Origin of the sequence: Microbacterium sp. zg-B96 (assembly GCF_030246865.1) — a bacterium.
Taxonomy (GTDB): Bacteria; Actinomycetota; Actinomycetes; order Actinomycetales; family Microbacteriaceae; genus Microbacterium.
The window spans coordinates 2,558,589-2,574,816 of sequence record NZ_CP126738.1; the positions used below are offsets into that span (position 1 = coordinate 2,558,589).

General features: G+C 69.1%; 18 protein-coding genes. 3 read left to right on the top strand and 15 right to left on the bottom strand.

The features are described 5' to 3' along the window. Positions 1-2: 2 nt before the first annotated feature. The 10 genes from QNO11_RS12045 to QNO11_RS12090 form a co-directional block, all read right to left on the bottom strand. The gene (locus QNO11_RS12045) at positions 3-842 is read right to left on the bottom strand and encodes an EamA family transporter (RefSeq protein WP_257508043.1); all 840 of its coding nucleotides are present in this window, start codon (positions 840-842) and stop codon (positions 3-5) included. After that, entirely contained in the window at positions 839-1,663 is an 825-nt protein-coding gene (locus tag QNO11_RS12050; protein WP_257508042.1) for an energy-coupling factor ABC transporter ATP-binding protein, read from the bottom strand. The genes QNO11_RS12045 and QNO11_RS12050 overlap by 4 nt, the downstream gene beginning before the upstream one ends. Then, positions 1,660-2,508: an energy-coupling factor ABC transporter ATP-binding protein gene (locus tag QNO11_RS12055; protein ID WP_257508041.1), complete on the bottom strand. Its 849-nt coding sequence runs from the start codon at positions 2,506-2,508 to the stop codon at positions 1,660-1,662. The genes QNO11_RS12050 and QNO11_RS12055 overlap by 4 nt, the downstream gene beginning before the upstream one ends. After that, complete coding sequence (locus QNO11_RS12060) at positions 2,505-3,284, bottom strand: energy-coupling factor transporter transmembrane component T family protein (RefSeq protein ID WP_257508040.1); 780 nt, start codon at positions 3,282-3,284, stop codon at positions 2,505-2,507. Before QNO11_RS12060 ends, QNO11_RS12055 begins: the two co-directional genes overlap by 4 nt. A gap of 6 nt (positions 3,285-3,290) precedes the next feature. Beyond that, positions 3,291-4,124, bottom strand: a complete 834-nt coding sequence (locus QNO11_RS12065) for an ECF transporter S component (RefSeq protein ID WP_257508039.1) — start codon at positions 4,122-4,124, stop codon at positions 3,291-3,293. A 38-nt stretch (positions 4,125-4,162) separates the two neighbouring features. Continuing rightward, positions 4,163-5,224 (bottom strand): nucleoside hydrolase, encoded by a 1,062-nt coding sequence (locus tag QNO11_RS12070; RefSeq protein WP_257508038.1) that lies wholly within the window; start codon positions 5,222-5,224, stop codon positions 4,163-4,165. Then, entirely contained in the window at positions 5,221-6,150 is a 930-nt protein-coding gene (locus QNO11_RS12075; protein ID WP_257508037.1) for a ribokinase, read from the bottom strand. The genes QNO11_RS12070 and QNO11_RS12075 overlap by 4 nt, the downstream gene beginning before the upstream one ends. Then, positions 6,150-7,145 (bottom strand): LacI family DNA-binding transcriptional regulator, encoded by a 996-nt coding sequence (locus QNO11_RS12080; protein ID WP_257508036.1) that lies wholly within the window; start codon positions 7,143-7,145, stop codon positions 6,150-6,152. The genes QNO11_RS12075 and QNO11_RS12080 overlap by 1 nt, the downstream gene beginning before the upstream one ends. Before the next feature lie 216 nt (positions 7,146-7,361). Beyond that, positions 7,362-8,657 (bottom strand): MFS transporter, encoded by a 1,296-nt coding sequence (locus QNO11_RS12085; protein WP_257508035.1) that lies wholly within the window; start codon positions 8,655-8,657, stop codon positions 7,362-7,364. 132 nt (positions 8,658-8,789) lie between these two features. Next, entirely contained in the window at positions 8,790-9,485 is a 696-nt protein-coding gene (locus QNO11_RS12090) for an NAD-dependent deacylase (protein WP_257508034.1), read from the bottom strand. Positions 9,486-9,521: 36 nt separating this feature from the next. Here QNO11_RS12090 and QNO11_RS12095 point away from each other — a divergent pair, with 36 nt between their 5' ends. Beyond that, a complete protein-coding gene (locus QNO11_RS12095) occupies positions 9,522-10,058 on the top strand; it encodes a putative immunity protein (RefSeq protein ID WP_257508033.1) in 537 nt (178 codons plus the stop codon). Here QNO11_RS12095 and QNO11_RS12100 read toward each other — a convergent pair. The 3 genes from QNO11_RS12100 to QNO11_RS12110 form a co-directional block, all read right to left on the bottom strand. Beyond that, a complete protein-coding gene (locus QNO11_RS12100; RefSeq protein ID WP_257508032.1) occupies positions 10,055-10,783 on the bottom strand; it encodes a sulfurtransferase in 729 nt (242 codons plus the stop codon). The genes QNO11_RS12095 and QNO11_RS12100 overlap by 4 nt on opposite strands. Before the next feature lie 85 nt (positions 10,784-10,868). Then, positions 10,869-11,321 (bottom strand): SRPBCC family protein, encoded by a 453-nt coding sequence (locus QNO11_RS12105; protein WP_257508031.1) that lies wholly within the window; start codon positions 11,319-11,321, stop codon positions 10,869-10,871. Between the two features lie 90 nt (positions 11,322-11,411). Continuing rightward, positions 11,412-11,912, bottom strand: a complete 501-nt coding sequence (locus tag QNO11_RS12110) for a GNAT family N-acetyltransferase (RefSeq protein ID WP_257508030.1) — start codon at positions 11,910-11,912, stop codon at positions 11,412-11,414. Between the two features lie 216 nt (positions 11,913-12,128). On the opposite strand from QNO11_RS12110, the gene QNO11_RS12115 reads away from it, so the two are divergent. Further along, positions 12,129-13,631 carry a SulP family inorganic anion transporter gene (locus QNO11_RS12115; RefSeq protein WP_257508029.1) on the top strand — a complete coding sequence of 501 codons (1,503 nt, stop codon included), beginning with the start codon at positions 12,129-12,131 and terminating at the stop codon, positions 13,629-13,631. A 6-nt stretch (positions 13,632-13,637) separates the two neighbouring features. Here QNO11_RS12115 and QNO11_RS12120 read toward each other — a convergent pair whose 3' ends face one another. Beyond that, positions 13,638-14,525 carry a hypothetical protein gene (locus tag QNO11_RS12120; protein WP_257508028.1) on the bottom strand — a complete coding sequence of 296 codons (888 nt, stop codon included), beginning with the start codon at positions 14,523-14,525 and terminating at the stop codon, positions 13,638-13,640. A gap of 132 nt (positions 14,526-14,657) precedes the next feature. On the opposite strand from QNO11_RS12120, the gene QNO11_RS12125 reads away from it, so the two are divergent. Beyond that, positions 14,658-15,230, top strand: coding sequence for a Dps family protein (locus QNO11_RS12125; protein WP_257508027.1), 573 nt, complete (start codon positions 14,658-14,660; stop codon positions 15,228-15,230). A gap of 78 nt (positions 15,231-15,308) precedes the next feature. On the opposite strand, the gene QNO11_RS12130 is transcribed toward QNO11_RS12125, so the two are convergent. Then, entirely contained in the window at positions 15,309-16,205 is an 897-nt protein-coding gene (locus QNO11_RS12130) for an SDR family oxidoreductase (RefSeq protein ID WP_257508026.1), read from the bottom strand. Positions 16,206-16,228: the final 23 nt, after the last annotated feature.

Sequence of the window (16,228 nt, forward strand, 5' to 3'; positions counted from 1 at the left end):
GCCTACGTCGACAACGCCACCACCGCCACCCCGCCGAGCACAAGTGCCACCCCGAGGATCTGCACCAAGAGCAGCCGTTCCTTGAGGAACCACCACCCCAGCACAGCGGTGACGGCAGGGAAGACCGACGCGCACACGGCGACGACCGACAGCATCCCCGACTCGCTCGCGATGGCGAAGCAGAGGTTCGCCGTAAAGCCGAGCACGCCGATGGCCACGATGCCGACGAGGTTGCGCCCCCTCGCACGGGGGACCACGCGCAGCATCAGCATCGCGATGACGTAGATGACGAGCGTCGTCACGACGTTGGCCACCAGCGTCGCGGAGATGTCGTAATCGCTCCCCCACGCGACTGCGAGATTGTTGACGCCGAACCCGAGCGCGGCAACAAGCGAAAGCAGGATCGGCTTCAGCCCGCCACCGCCTTTGCCTCGACGCAGTTCGGGCCCGCTCGCACAGACCGTGCCGATGATGGCGACGGTCATGCCTCCCAGCAGCAGCGCCCCCGGAGCATCTCCCCCGACGAAACCCGCGACGACGGGGACCAGCACGCTGAGCGCTGCGATCGGCGCGACCACCCCCATCGTTCCGATCGCGAGGGCTCGATACAGCGCTGAGACACCCACGGCGGCCCCTACGCCGCTGACGATTCCCCACCCATAGGCGGGGAGCGCGTCGGCGCCGATGGGCTCCGCAAGCACTCGCGGAATGACGGCGAGCGTTGCGACCAGTTGCGAGAGCACGAGCACGGTGATCTGCGGCACCCGACGTGAGAGCGCACCGCCCAAGAAATCGGCGATACCCAGAAACAGCGAGGCGAGCAGGGCAAGCGCAGCGGTCACCCGACGGCCCTGCGCTCGCTCGCCGCCGCGTCGACGAACGCATCGACTGTGCGCGGTTGCGCGCGCCATCCCAGGTGTGATGCCAGGCGCATGAGTTGCGGCGGCTCCACGCGCGCGGCCTCGACGATCTCGCGCTGCGTGAACACGTCCTCTGGTGCGCCGTCAGCGCGCACCTGGCCCTGTGTCATGACGATGACCCGATCGAAATGCTCGACACAGAAGTCCATGTCGTGCGTGATCGCGATCACGGTGCGTCCCTGCTCGCTGACTTCCCGCACGACACGGGCGACCATCGCAATTCCACGGGCGTCCTGTCCCGTTGTGGGTTCGTCGAGCACCAGGACAGGTGTCTGCATGGCCAGCACCCCGGCCAGTGCCACCCGCTTGCGCTCGGACAGGGCGAGCTGGTGCGGATGCACGTCGGCCGTCTCGGCGAGCCCGACGGTCTCCAGCGCCGTCATCGCACGCTCCCGCGCGGCATCCTCCTCGAGTCCGAGATTGCGCGGACCGAAGGAGACGTCTGCGATCACAGTGCGAGCGAAGATCTGTTCATCCGGATTCTGGAACACATAGCCCACACGCTCGGCCATCTGCGCGATCGTGCGCGGTTCGGTGGTCCAATCCCCCACGTGGACGGTGCCGCTGGTCGGCACGAAGATGCGGTTGAGATGCCGCGCGAGCGTGGTCTTTCCTGCACCGTTCTGCCCGACGATGGCAACGCGCTCGCCAGCGCGCACGTCGAGGTTCACGCCACGCAACGCCTCCGCCCCGTTGGGGTAGGTGTACCGCACGTCGACGAACCGGATGTCCATGCCGGTCATTTCGCTCCTCCTACCGTGAAGACGGCGGCTGCTTCTTCCAGCGACACCGGAATGTCGATCTCCGCCGACAGGATGCCGCGGCGAACCGCTGCTCGTGCAGCTGCGGCGTAACGGGTGGCCTCGATCCCCCACTGGTCAAGGCGCTCGTCCGAGAGGATCTCGCGAGGTTCACCGATCGCGGCGACGCGCTCGTGGGCGATGACCGCGATCCGGTCACAGTGCTGGCGGAGCAGTTCCACCTTGTGCTCGAACACGACAATCGTCGTCCCGGCGTCGCGCAACGCAGCCAGCACCTCGAAGACCATTCGGGTGCCTGCGGGGTCCAGCTGCGACGTGGGTTCGTCCATGACGAGCACCGGAGTGCGCAGCACCACCATCGACGCGATCGCGAGCAACTGCTGCTGCCCGCCGGACAACGCGTAAGGCGAGCGGTCGAGCAGGTGAGAGATCCCGAGCAGTTCGGCTGCGGCATCCACCCGCTGCGCCATCTCTGCACGAGGCACACCCAGATTCTCCAGCCCGAACGCGATCTCGTCGCGCACCGTGTACTTCGCGCCGGAGATCTGGTTGAAGGGGTTCTGGATGACCAGGCCCACCTTCGCCACTGCGTCCGCCAGCTTGAGGTCGGCGACGTCGGCGCCGTCCACGATGACCGTGCCGGTGAGTTCGCCGCCATCGACATGCGGGATGAATCCCGCGATGATCTTCGCGAGCGTCGTCTTGCCGGCCCCGGATGCGCCGACGATGCCGACGATCTCGCCCTGCGCCACCTCGAGGTCGACGTGCTCGAGCGCGAAATGCTCCGCATCCGGGTAGGCGTATGAGATATCGCTGAGGGTGATCACAGTGCTCCTGTAACGATGGGAAGGACGATGGCGGCAACGGCGACGACCGGCATCGTCCAGCGGAAGACGCGCTGGGCAGTGGTGTCGGGGACCGGTGTCAAGGCGGTGCGCCTCGCCGTCGATCCGAACCCGCGAGCCTCCATCGCGGTCGCCCGCTCCTCGACGTCGGTGAACATGCCGAGCACGAGCGGCGCCAGCAAGGGCATCATCGCCCCAACCCTGCCTCGCAGGCCCTTGCCGATGGCAAGTCCCCGCGCTTGCTGCGCCAGCAGGATGCCGTCGGCCCGATCCTGAAAGGCCGGGATCAGCTGCAGCGTCGAGCTGATGATGTAGCTGAACTTCGGAGACATCCCGCGTTCGGTGAGGGCCGACAGCAGATCCCCCGGGTGCGTGGTCAGGACGAAGAGGATGGATGCAAAGACGAGACAGATGATTCGCGAGCCGATCCCGAGGGCGAAGTACAGGCCTTCGGTCGTGATGGCGATCCCGCCCCACTCCCACAGCGCGGTCTTGCCGCCGGGGAAGGTGAGCCCCTGCACGATGAAGAGCACCAGGATGATCGGCGTGAGGATCGCGAATCCCAGCTTCGCGAGCCGGCCGCCGCAACCGGAGACGACGGCGGCCGGCACGATGACGGCGACGACGGCGATGCCCGCGACCCACCAGAAGGGGATCGCGAACACTACGACGATCAGGGTGAGCAGAGTCACCAGTTTTGTCACGGGGTTCAACCGGTGAACCGGCGACTCCCGATCGACGTACAGCGTCGACGCCATGGGTGGTCAGCTCGCGCTTTCGCTCTTGCTCGTGACGGTGGGTGCCGCCTTGCCGAAGACGCGGTACTGCCGCACGAACGGGAAACGCTGCCGGAACCGGTTGGGCAATGCCGCCAGGATGAGCACGACGATCGTGAACGTGATCGCCTTGTCCAGCGGATCCGACAGCAAGCCCTGCAGGGTCGTCGCTCCCAGGATCGATTGCCCCATCGCCTGGAACGCCCCCACGATCGCTCCCGTGCCCCCACCGGTCGCGCCACCGAAGACAAAGGCGGAGATGGGCGCCGAGATCACGGCGGCGACGATTCCGGTGACGAAGCCCGCAACCGGAGCGAGGTAGAACCGGCGGAACATCCCCATCCGGGCGGCGTAGCCGGCCATCACGCCGATGATCACCTGCACCACCGCGAACGGCAGGGCGATCGGGCTCAGTGTCAGACCCCAAATCACATTGGTCAGGATGCCAGTGACGACACCGGCCGCGGGACCGGCGAGCGCCGCGACGAGGACCGTGCCGATCGAGTCGATGTACACCGGGAGCCCGAGCACCGCCACGATCTGCCCGACAACGATGTTCAAGGCGATCGCCACCGGAATCATCGCGATCGTTGCCGTGGGCAGCCGGTGGATGGATCCGGCTGCGAGCAGGATCGCACCGATGACGTAGCCTCCGATGGCGATCAGCGAGGCCTGGCTCGTGCTGCTCTCAGCGACCTCGGTCGGCTGCCCGACCACGAGGTAGAGATAGGTCGCCACGATGACGAGTGAGCCGACGGCGACCAGGATGGTGTTCCTCAGCCGATTCGGATCGACGTTCTTGGTTGTTGTGGTGCTGAACATGAATGCCTCCTTGCATTCTCTACGGGTGGGTAAAACGGTCAGCCGACCTGACGGGCCAGGCGGCCGACGCGATCGACGACGCGGCGGAAGAACTCCTCCGGATCGGTGTCGACGACGATGTCGGCGTTTTTCGGACGACCCCAGATGCCTCGCCAGTCCGCGACAGTCTGACCGCGCGTCAGCGTGCCCGCCAGTTCCATGTCGACAGTGGCGGCGCGGGTGATCCCGAGCGACGGGTCCAGTGCGATCGCCGCAGCGAAGGGGTCGTGCATGTGCGCGAGGAAGCCCTGGTCGTAGGCGCGATGGAACTCCATATAGAACCGCACGGCATCCGATAGATGACGGATGACCGCGTTCGACGCGGTGGAGCGCGTCCCGATCGCGTCCTCGGGTGAGACGACCTCCTCGGGCGTGCTGCCGGCTGCCCGGGCGAGGGCGGCGAGGTGCGCCGGCTTCATCTCGATGCGCTCGGTGACATCCAGCGCGCAGACGATCGGGCGGCGCCCGGCGGGCAGTCCGCTGAACGCGTCGAACACGATCTTCGCCGACTCCGGATCCACCGCGATATTCCACTCCGTCGTCGGGGTGGTGTTGCCCGGGTGGTTGAAGGCGCCGCCCATGATGACGAGCCGTTTCAGCAGCGAAGGCAGTTCGGGGAACAGCTTGATCGCCAGGGCGAGATTGGTGAGAGGACCGGTGACCAGGCCGACGACCTCGCCGGGGCGTCGGCGCACCGCATCGATCCACACTTCGGTCGCGTGCCGCTTCGACACGGTGCGGCTGGGCGCGGGCAGCTCAGCGTGCCCGATACCCTGCGGCCCGTGCGTCTCCTCGGTGGTCATCAGCGGCTGCACGATGGGGATCTCAGCACCGAGGGCCACCTCGACATCGTCGTAGCCGCACAGCTCGAGCCACGCGAGGTTGTTGATCGCCACCTGCTGCGCCGGGACGTTTCCCGCCGTGCAGGTGATGCCGACGATCTCCGCTTCCGGGCTGGCCATTAGATACAGCAGCGCCAGCGAGTCGTCGATGCCGGTATCGACGTCGACGAGCAGCGGAACACGGGCCTGGGCGTTCGGGTCTGTCACAGGAATCCTCATCTTTGGTCAGCGTCATGAAGGGGGTGTCGACGCAACAACTCGTCGATCACGTCGGCGGAAAGCTCCGGATGCCGCGCCCCGCGCGCGGTGACCGTCAACGCGCCGGCCGCCGCCCCCCGGCGCGCCGCCGAGAGCAGGTCGTCACCAGCAGCGAGCGCGGCCGCCAGCGCGCCGACGAAGGCATCGCCGGCGCCGACCGTGTCGACGGTGTTGACCGCGATGATCGGAACGCGGGAGGGCACGCCGCCTCGCGGAGAGAGCACCGCGCCCTGTCGTCCCAACGTCACCACGAGGTTCAGATCGTGCCGCGCCGCCACCTCGGCGACGGCATCCGGGCTGAAGTCGGTCAGTCCCAGAAGGTCGGATGCCTCGCCCTCGTTGACGATGAGCGTGTCGACGAGGGGAAGCAGACGCGCTGCGCCCGGGGTGACCGGCGCGGCGTTCAGGACCACGCGCGCACCGCGGGCGTGCGCTGTGTCGGCGACGTGCTCCACCACGGCCAGGGGCAGCTCCAGCTGAAGGGCGACGATGTCGCCGGCGTCGATGGGAACGTACGGCTCCGCCGGCCAGGCGTTGTTCGCACCGGGCGCGACCACGATGACGTTTCCACCCTCGCTGTCGACGGCGATCATCGCCATGCCGGACACCTCGTCGACCTCGCGGATGAGGCTGACATCGACCCCGGCGCAGGCAAGCTCATCACGCATCTGCGCGCCGACGGCATCCTGCCCCACGGCACCGGCCATCGCCACGTGCACATCCTTCGAAGAGCGCGCGGCCGCGTGCGCTTGGTTGGCCCCCTTGCCGCCGGAGCTTCGGTGCACGGCGTCGGCGATGATCGTCTCCCCGACGACGGGGATGCGGCGGACCTCGAAAGTCACGTCGGCGTTGATCGAGCCGACGACCATTACTCGCGAACTCGGCATCACGCTCCTCCTCGCCTGCTCACGCTGGCGCCCTCGACAAGCGTCGTCGGGAGCACAACATCCAGCGCCTGGCCGTCGCCGTCGAGCTGCCTGAGCAGAAGTCGGCACGCCGCGACGCCTAGCTCGCGGATCGGCTGCGCGATCGTGGTCAGCATGGGAGTCGTGTAGCGGGACAGTCCGATGCCGTCCAGACCGATCACGGACATCTGCTCGGGAACGGGGATCCCCCGCACCGAGCAGCACGCGAGAAAGCCGATCGCGCTGAGGTCGTTGGCGGCGAAGACCGCGGTGATACCCGGCTCACGCTGAAGCAGTTCGGCACCGGCGCGGTGCCCGCCCTCCTCCTCGAAGTCTCCGACGGCGACGAGGTGGTCCCCGACGGGGAGGCCCGCCTCGCGCAACGCGCGCTCCCATCCGGCGCGACGCAGTTCCGACACCGCCAACCCTTGAGGGCCTGCGATGTGTCCGATGCGCGTGTGGCCCGCGTCGATGAGGTGCCGGGTCGCGGCGAAACCGGCTGCTTCCTGATCCACACCGACGCTGGCGTGCCGACCGGAGCGCCCACGGTCCAGGAGTACGGCGGGGGTGCCGGCGACGAGCTCTTCGGTGTCGGCGTCGATATCGCTGGCGACGAGCAGGATGCCGTCGACCTGCTTTCGCCGCAGCGCAGCGAGCCGAGCGCTCAGCGCCACCGCGCTGCGCGGTGCGTCCAGCAGGAGCAGGAGCAGGTCACGCTCGTCGGCAACGGATTGCACGCCCTTGACCAACTCGGGGAAGAAGGGGTTGGTGATGTCCGGTACGAACAGCGCGATGGTCTGGGTCGATTTCGCGACCAGGGAACGCGCGACCTCATTGCGCTGGTAGCCGAGCTGATCCGCAATCAGACAGATGCGTTCGGCGGTCCTCTGGGAGACGCCGGGCTGGCCGTTGAGGGCGCGGGAAACGCTTGCGATCGACAGTCCGCACGCCTGCGCCACGTCGTACACCGTCACCATTGACCCACCGCCTCATTGCGAACGTAAGCGCTTACTAAGGCGCTGTTGGAGACACTAGTGGAAACTCTCGCGGGGGTGCAAGCCGGTTTCTGCCTGTCCCTGCCGAGGCCGCGAAGCGACATCACGCGACAGGCGAACGAGCCGGCATCCACTCCAGCGCCCGACAGCGCAAATACTCACTCGACGCCGCGAATACTCACTCGACGCCGCGAATACTCACTCGACAGCGGCGCGCAGCGGCGCGGCGGGGACGGATGCCGGGACGGCCGCGACCGACGACGACGCGACCCGCGCGCGGCGCTCCACCACGAGGTTCACGACACCCAGGGCGAACGCGAGCACAGCCGCGACCAGCGGCAGCACCATCGCCGCGCCCGCGCCGACGCTCTCGGCCACGGCACCGGTCACGGCGGCCGCGAGCGACTGCGCGAGCGCCATCGCCGACCCGAGCACGGTCATGACCGTCGCCGACCGCCCGACGGGACTGCGCGTCCCGGCCAGGCTGAACAGCGTCACCAGGGTCGGACCGACGCCCAGTCCCATGATGCAGAGCATCACCGTCACGGCCGGCACCGACCCGCTCAGCGTGAAGCCGAGCGTCGCGACGGCCAGCACGCCCGAGAACAGCAGCCAACGCCACCGCAGCGCGAACCGGGCAGGCAGCACCGCGACCGCCAGCGCCAGCACGGCCGAGCCGATCCCCATCAGGCCGTACAGCAGCGCCGCCGAGTCCACGTCGCCCTGCTCCTCCATGAACGCGGTCAGCGAGGTCAGCGTGGAGCCGAAGAACATCCCGACCGCGAAGGTCGCCGCCACCAGCACCAGCACCGGGGCGCGCAGCAGCTCGCGCGCCGGCGCGATCTCCGCGGGGCCGGCATCGGCGTGCGTGCCTGCTCCGGCGCGGGCGGTGGGGTGCAGCGCGAACGCCGTGACGAAGACGAAGCTCAGCACCGCGGCGCCGGCGATGGGCGCCCACGGCGCGATGAACGAGGCGAGGATGCCGACGACCACCGGTCCGATCACGAACGCCGTCTCGTCGGCGGCCGATTCGTACGCCATCGTCCGGGAGAAGGTGCGCTCCCGGCGGTGCGGCGACAGCAGGTTACCGATGATCGCGATCATGCGGCTGCGCGACATCGCGGCAGCCTGCGGCGCGGACAGGCCGATGAGCAGTGCCGACAGCAGCAGCATCCATTCGGCCGAGCCGGAGAACACCACGAACGGGAACGCGGCCAGCAGCGCGCTGTTGACCAGCCCCAGCGGCACGAGCACGCGACGCTGACCGAGGCGGTCGACGGCGTCGCCCACGAGCGGCCCGGCGATCACGGTTCCGATGCCGACGGCGGCGGAGGTGAGCCCACCGAGGGCGACCGACCCGGTCGCCGAGACCACGAGCGTCAGCACGCCGACCACCATCATGGCGAACGGCAGCCGCGCGATGAACGCGATCGGGAAGTACGACCGGCCGGTGTGGTCGATCAGCGAGCGATCACGTGGGGCGGGTGCAGACATGGTGGGGTACCTCGGTTCGGCCAGCGGACAGACGTGCCGCCTTGCCTTCCCAGCAGGTAGATGCACCGTGTCGTGCGCCGCATGTTGCGGACGCACCGGCTCAAGGATAGCGCGGCGCACCTTTGAAAGGGCTTAAACGCCCAGTCGCCGCCTGACGTACTCCGGGACGACAACGGATGCCGGGCCGAGCACGACCTCGTCGAACAGCGACGTGTCCTCGTGTGTCTCCAGATTCAGCAGCGCCGTCTTCGCGCCGACCGCGCTGGCGAGCGCATGGAGGGTGGATGCCGGCGACACATTGCCCGACGTGCCGATCACCCACAACTCCTCACACTGCCCCACCGCGTCATAGATCTCGTCCAGCCGGTACACCTGCTCGCCGAACCAGACCACGTCCGGCCGCAGTGTGCGGTGTCCACACGACGGGCACGGCGGCTCGTCGGCCAGGTCCTGGGCCCACGGCATCCGCTGTCCGCACGTCGTGCAGCGGGCGCTCGCAAGCTCACCGTGGATGTGGATGACGTTGCGCGACCCCGCGCGCTCGTGCAGGTCGTCGACGTTCTGCGTGACGATCAGCACATCCCCCTCCAGCGCCCGCTCCAGTTCGGCGAGCGCGCGGTGCGCCGGATTGGGTTCGGCCGCGCGCGCCGCCCGGCGCCGCTGGTCGTAGAACGCGTGCACGAGCGCCGGGTTGCGGGCGAAGCCCTCGGGGGTGGCGACGTCCTCGATGCGATGTTCCTCCCACAGCCCGTCGGCGGCGCGGAAGGTCGCCAGCCCCGACTCCGCCGACACTCCCGCCCCGGTGAGGATGACGATGCGTGCGGCCATGCTTCGACGCTACTCGCGCCGTGGCAGGGTGTCCGTATGGTCTCCCCGCAGGCGCTCAGCGAACCCGATCGCCGCACCGTTGCCGCGTGGGCGGCCGACTGCGCCGAGCGGGTGCTGTGGATCTTCGAGGCGGACGCGCCGGCCGACGACCGGGCGCGCGACGCCATCGCCCGAGCGCGCGCCTTCGCCCGGGGTGAGCTCGGTGCGGCCGGTGAGATCAAGCGGCGCTTCGTCGCCGGGCGCGCGGCCGGCGCCGCCGACTCACCGGCCGCGAAGGCTGCGGCGCGGGCCGCTGCGCAGGCTGCGGGTGTCGCCCACATGGGCGCTCATGCGCTGGGTGCGGCCGCCTACGCGGCGCGAGCCGCAGCGCTGGCCTCGCCCGACGCCCCGGATGCCGCGCGTGACGAGGTGCGGTGGCAGCTCGCGCACATGAGCGATCCGACCAAGGCGGCGCTTGCCCTCCTGCCACCGCTGGGCGAGGACTCCGCCGGGCCGCTCGGGCCAGGGCTGCTCGCGTCCGGCGTCCTCGGCGAGATCATCCGCGAGATTCAGACACACACGGGCACGCGTTAGCGCGGCGCGAGGTCGGGTGACAGGGCTTCGCGCTCGTCGAAGACGAAGCACTCGCCCGTCCAGTGGTCGCCGCCGACCTGCTCGAAGTAGCCGAGGATGCCGCCGTCCAGCTGGAACGCGTCGATCCCCTCTTCCCGGAGGTGGATCGCGGCCTTCTCGCAGCGGATGCCACCGGTGCAGAAGCTGACCACCGTCTTGCCTTCCAGGTCGTCGCGATGCGACGCCGCGGCACCCGGGAACTGCGTGAAGCGCTCGATGCGCCAGTCCACCGCGCCGCGGAACGTGCCGTAGTCGACCTCGAACGCGTTGCGGGTGTCCAGCAGCACGACGTCGCGGCCGTCGTCGTCGTGTCCCTGCTGCAACCAGCGGTGCAGCGTCGCCGGGGCGACGGCGGGCGCGCGGCCCGCCTCGGGGCGGATGGTGGGGCGGTCCATGCGGATGATCTCTCGCTTGAGCCTCACGAGCATCTTGCCGAAGGGCTGCGCCTCGGACCAGCTCTCCTTCGGGGTGAGGGCGGCGAAGCGCGGATCGGCGCGCAGGTCGGCCACGAAGCCGCGGACGGCGGTGGCGTCGCCGGCGAGGAAGAGGTTGATGCCCTCCTCGGCGAGCAGGATGGTGCCCTTCAGCCCCGCGGCATCCGCTCTGCTGCGCAGCAGCGGGCGGAGGGTCTCGCGGTCGTCGATCCGGGTGAACAGATACGCCGAGATGTTGAGGACGGCAGGCACAGGCTCCAGCTTACGGAGCGCACGGAGGGCATCCGCACCCACGCGAAGACCCCGCCGGCACAAGGCGCGGCGGGGTCTCAGGCGGTCAGCTCACGTCGCCGCGCCACGCACCGGTCTCGGTGCCGCGCGACTCGATGAACTCCTTGAACTTCTTCAAGTCCTTCTTGACGGCATGGTCGTCCCAGCCGATCGCGGCGCCGACCTTCTCGGCGAAGCCTTCCGGCGTCCAGTCCAGCTGCACCGTCACGCGCGTAGTGGTGTCGTCGAGCCGGTGGAAGGTCACGACACCGGCGTGGTCGACATCGCCGGTGATGCTGTTCCACGCGACGCGCTCGTCGGGGTGCTGCTCGCTGATCTTGGCGGTGAACTCGCGGTGCACTCCAGCGACGGTCACCTTCCACAGCGTGGTCTGGTCATCGCCCTGGGTGATCGAGTCGACGAAGGTCAGAAACTCGGGGAACGACTCGAACTGGGTCCACTGGTTGTAGGCGACCGACACGGGGACGTTGACATCGATGCTCTCGGTGATACGGGCCATGGGCATTCCTTTCTCCGAACGGGATGACACGCCCATCGTGTCGCGCACGCCCCGCCGTGGTGAAGGGGTTGCCCGGAACCGGCTCGTCTGTTATCCCCGAGCGAGCTCGCCGAGCGCGTCCCCGGTGAGCCGCTGGGTCGTCCACTCGCTCATGGGCTCGGCGCCGATCGCGCGGTAGAACGCGATCGACGGCGCGTTCCAATCCAGCACCGTCCACTCCAGTCGCGAGTAGTCCCGCTCCACGCACAGCGCGGCCAGCGACGCGATGAGCGCCTTGCCGTATCCGCTGCCGCGGTGCTGCTCATGCACGTACAGATCCTCGAGCCAGATGCCGTGGCGACCGGTCCACGTCGAGTACGTCAGGAACCAGATCGCGATCCCCACGATCTCGCCCTCGCGCTCCACGACGTGCGCGAACACGCGCGGCTCGTCCCCGAACAGGGCGGCGGTGATGGCGGGCTCGGTGTTGGCCACGGCATCCGGCTCGCGTTCGTATACGGCGAGATCCACGATGCGGGCGAGGATGCCGGGCTCGTCGCCGGGCCGGGCGGCGCGCAGCACAGCGCCGTCGTCGAAGGTGCGGAAGATCACGCCCCGAGCCTACGGGGCGGGTCCCGGTCGGCATCCGTTCGCCGGAATGCGGAGATCCGCCGGAACGCGGATGCCTGCGCGCCAGCGGCCCTCACCCCGGCAGATCCCCTCACCCCGGCAAGACCGCAACGCCGCGCGCGCAGACCGCCACCCCGGAAAACATACAATCGACACGCCCGCCTTTGTGCCTCCGCGCACCCCCGTCAAGGAGTCCGCGTGACCGCCCCCGCCCGCCCTCGCATCGAATCCACCGTGGTGCAGGCCCTGCGCAGCCCCCGTCTGCTCACCCGCGAGGTGCTCGCCGGACTGGTTGTCGCGATCGCCCTCATCCCCGAGTCGATCGCGTTCTCCCTCATCGTCGGCGTGGACCCCCGCGTCGGGCTGTTCTCCTCGTTCGTCATGGCCGTCGTCATCGCCTTCACCGGCGGCCGCCCGGCGATGATCACCGCCGCGACTGGAGCGGTCGCGCTCGTGATCGCACCCGTCGCCCGCGAGTACGGCATGGACTACCTCATCGCGACCGTGATGCTCGCGGGCGTGCTGCAGATCCTGCTCGCCGCGCTCGGGGTCGCGAAGCTCATGCGCTTCATCCCCCGCAGCGTCATGGTGGGCTTCGTCAACGCGCTCGCGATCCTCGTCTTCGTCTCGCAGCTGCCGCACCTGATCGAGGTGCCGTGGGCGGTGTATCCGCTCGTGGTCGTGGGGCTGGCGATCCTGTACCTGTGGCCGCGGTTGACCCGCGCCGTGCCGGCACCGCTCATCGCGATCGTCGTGCTCACCTGCGTCGTGGTGGTCTTCGGCATCGCCGTCCCCACCGTCGGCGACCAGGGCGAGCTGCCCCGCAGCCTCCCGGAGCTGTTCATCCCGAACGTGCCGCTCCAGTGGGAAACGCTGCAGATCATCGCCCCATATGCCCTCGCCGTCGCGGTGGTGGGCCTGCTGGAATCGCTGTTGACCGCCAAGCTCGTCGACGACATCACCGACACCCACTCCCGCAAGACCCGTGAGGCGTGGGGTCAGGGCGTCGCGAACGTCGCCTCGGGCCTGTTCGGCGGCATGGGCGGCTGCGCCATGATCGGCCAGACCATGATCAACGTGAAGGCCTCCGGCGCGCGCACCCGCATCTCCACATTCATGGCGGGGGTGTTCCTGCTGATCCTCGTCGTGGTGCTGGGCGACATCGTCGCGATCATCCCGATGGCCGCGCTGGTCGCGGTGATGATCCTGGTGTCGGTGGGCTCGTTCGACTGGCACAGCATCCGCCCGTCCACCCTCAAGCGGATGCCGCGCAGCGAAACCCTCGTGATGATCGTGACCGTCGCGGTCACGGTGTGGACCCACAACCTCGCCCTCGGCGTCGCCGCCGGAGTGCTCACCGCGATGGTGGCCTTCGCCCGGCGCGTCGCCCACTTCACCACCGTCACCCGCACCGTCGACGACTCCCCCGAAGGACCGGTGGCCCGCTACACCGTCGACGGTGAGCTGTTCTTCGCCTCCAGCAACGACCTCACGACTCAGTTCGACTACGCCGCGGACCCCGAGCGGGTCGTGATCGACATGACCCGGTCCCACGTATGGGATGCCTCGACGGTGGCCGCCCTCGACGCGATCGTCACGAAGTATGCCGCCCGCGGCATCCAGGTGGAGCTGGTCGGTATGAACGATTCCACCGCGGCGTTGCACGGCCGGCTCAGCGGCGAGGTCGACGGCGTGCTCTGACGCCGGCTACCCGGCGCCGACCAGCGCTGGGTCTGGTTGGTCCCATGTCTGCGTCGTGCGCAGCACCCAGTACAGGCAGAACAGCGCGAGCGCGGCGAACTCGCACACGAACACCAACGGGAAGTCCGAGGCAGCCGGCCTGCCGACGGCCACGAAGACGGTGACCACCAGCAGGTCCGCCGCCATCAGCACCGCGATCACGGCGTACCCGACCCGCACGGCCTGGGACGGCGGCGGCTCGGGCGCCCAGTCGGTGCGCAGCGCGTCCAGCAGGGCGACGACCGCCAGGATCCCGAAGAACCCGGTCGTCGCCACCCCGTGCCCGAACCCGACGAACGATTCGCGGCCCAGCGCCCACCACGCCCACACGCCTGCGAGCACGACGACGGCGACCACGATCGAGGGCCAGGTGCGCGAAAGGGCGGCGCCCCCGGCATCCGCCCGCACGCCCAGCAGGACGGCCACCACCACGGCGAGCGCGCCCACGATGAGGTAGGTCACGATGCCGTTGTCAATGGCCGGGTGCACGGAGGCGGGCACGCACGGGACGCCGCCGCACCCGGGGGCGTCGGCGATCGCGAAGACCGGGGTCGGGATGACCGCCACGAGCGGGGCGAGCAGCGCCGCCGCGTCCAGCAGTGCGCGCTGCGGCCCACGCCCGGAGAGGGCGAGCAGGCCCAGGGATGCCGCGATCAGCGCCCCCACGAACGCGACCTGCGCGGCGGTGTAGTAGTAGGCGCTGATCGATTCCAGCACGCCGACGTCGGGCACGGCCACACCGACGGCGACGGCGATCGCCACCGCCGTCCCCGCCACCCCCAGGCGCAGGTAGCGGTACGTGCGTTGCAGCGACGTATCCGCTGCGACCGCGCCGCCCCCGGCATCCTGCGTCATGGCGTGAGCGTAGCGCGGGCCGGCCACGGCGCGCCCGGCCTCTAGCACTCAGCGCGCACGGCTGCAAGCACGTGCACACCTTACGGGCACCGGCCTACGTTCGTAGACACCCCGATCGAACAGGAGCCCGAAATGGCGAAGACCACGACGAACAAGAGCACCTCGACGACCGCGACCCCCAACCGCCGGCGCAGCGCCCGCGGCGGTGCCGGCGCGAAGCTGACCAAGGAGGAGAACGCCGAGAAGGGCTTCACCGCCACGGCCGACCTCAGCGAGAACCTGCAGAAGGTGCTCGTGGACCTCATCGAACTGTCGCTGCAGGGCAAGCAGGCCCACTGGAACGTGGTGGGGACGAACTTCCGCGACACGCACCAGCAGCTGGACGAGATCATCGATTCGGCCCGCGAATTCGCCGACACGATCGCCGAGCGCATGCGCGCCCTGCATGCCCTTCCCGACGGCCGCAGCGACGTGGTCGCGCAGACCACCACCCTGCCGGAGTTCCCGCAGGGCGAGATCGCCACCACCGAGGTCATCGACCTCATGACCGAGCGTCTCGACGATGTCTGCGGCACCTGCCGCGACGTGCACGACGACGTCGACGAGGAAGACCCCACGAGCGCTGACATCCTGCACGCGGTGCTGGAACGCCTTGAGCAGCTCTCGTGGATGGTGAGCGCGGAGAATCGCACGCCGAAGCGCTGATCCTCTCGCGCAGGTGAAACGAAAGCCCGTCCGGTTCGCCGGACGGGCTTTCATCGTTGCGGGGTAGGGCGACGCGTCTCAGGGGGTCGGCATCCCGCCATTGACGTTCAGCGTCTCGCCGATGACGTAGCTGGACTCCGCCGAGGCGAGGAAGACGTACGCCGGCGCGAGCTCGGCGGGCTGTCCCATGCGCCCGAGGGGCGTCTGCTCGCCGAACTCCTCGAGCTTCTCCGGCGGCTGACCGTCGGTGGGCTGGAGCGGCGTCCAGATCGGTCCCGGGGCCACGGCGTTCACCCGGATCCCCTTGGGCGCGAGCTGCTCGGCCAGGCCCTTCGTGAAAGCGTTGATGGTGGCCTTCGTCGAGGCGTAGTCCACCAGGATGCCGGACGGCGAGTACGCCTGGATCGACGTGGTGTTGATGATCGTCGATCCCGGGGTCAGGTGCGGCAGCGCCGCCTTGGTGATCCAGAACATCGCGTACACGTTCGTCTTGAACGTGTGATCGAACTGCTCATCGGTCAGCGTCGTCAGGTCCTCGTTGTAGACCTGCTTGCCGGCGTTGTTGACGAGGATGTCCAGGCCCCCGAGCCCTTCGACCGTCTGGGCGACGAGGTCGCGGCAGTACGCCGGGTCCTTGAGGTCGCCCGGCAGCGTCAGCACGGTCGCGCCGGCGTCGCGCAGGATGCCGGCGATGCGCTCGGCGTCCTTCTCCTCCTCCGGAAGGTACGACAGGGCGACGTCGGCGCCCTCGCGCGCGAACGCGATCGCGGTGGCGGCGCCGATGCCGGAGTCGCCCCCGGTGATGAGCGCCTTGCGGCCGGTCAGGCGGCCGGAGCCGCGGTAGCTGTCCTCGCCGAGGTCGGCCTTGTCTGTGAGCTCGGCATCCAGGCCGGGCTCCGACATCTCCTGGTTCTCGGGCTCGATGTCGGCGTAGAGCTTCGCCGGGTCGGTGAACGTGTACTGGTCCCGTGACATGGTGTTCCCTCTCTCTCGTGATG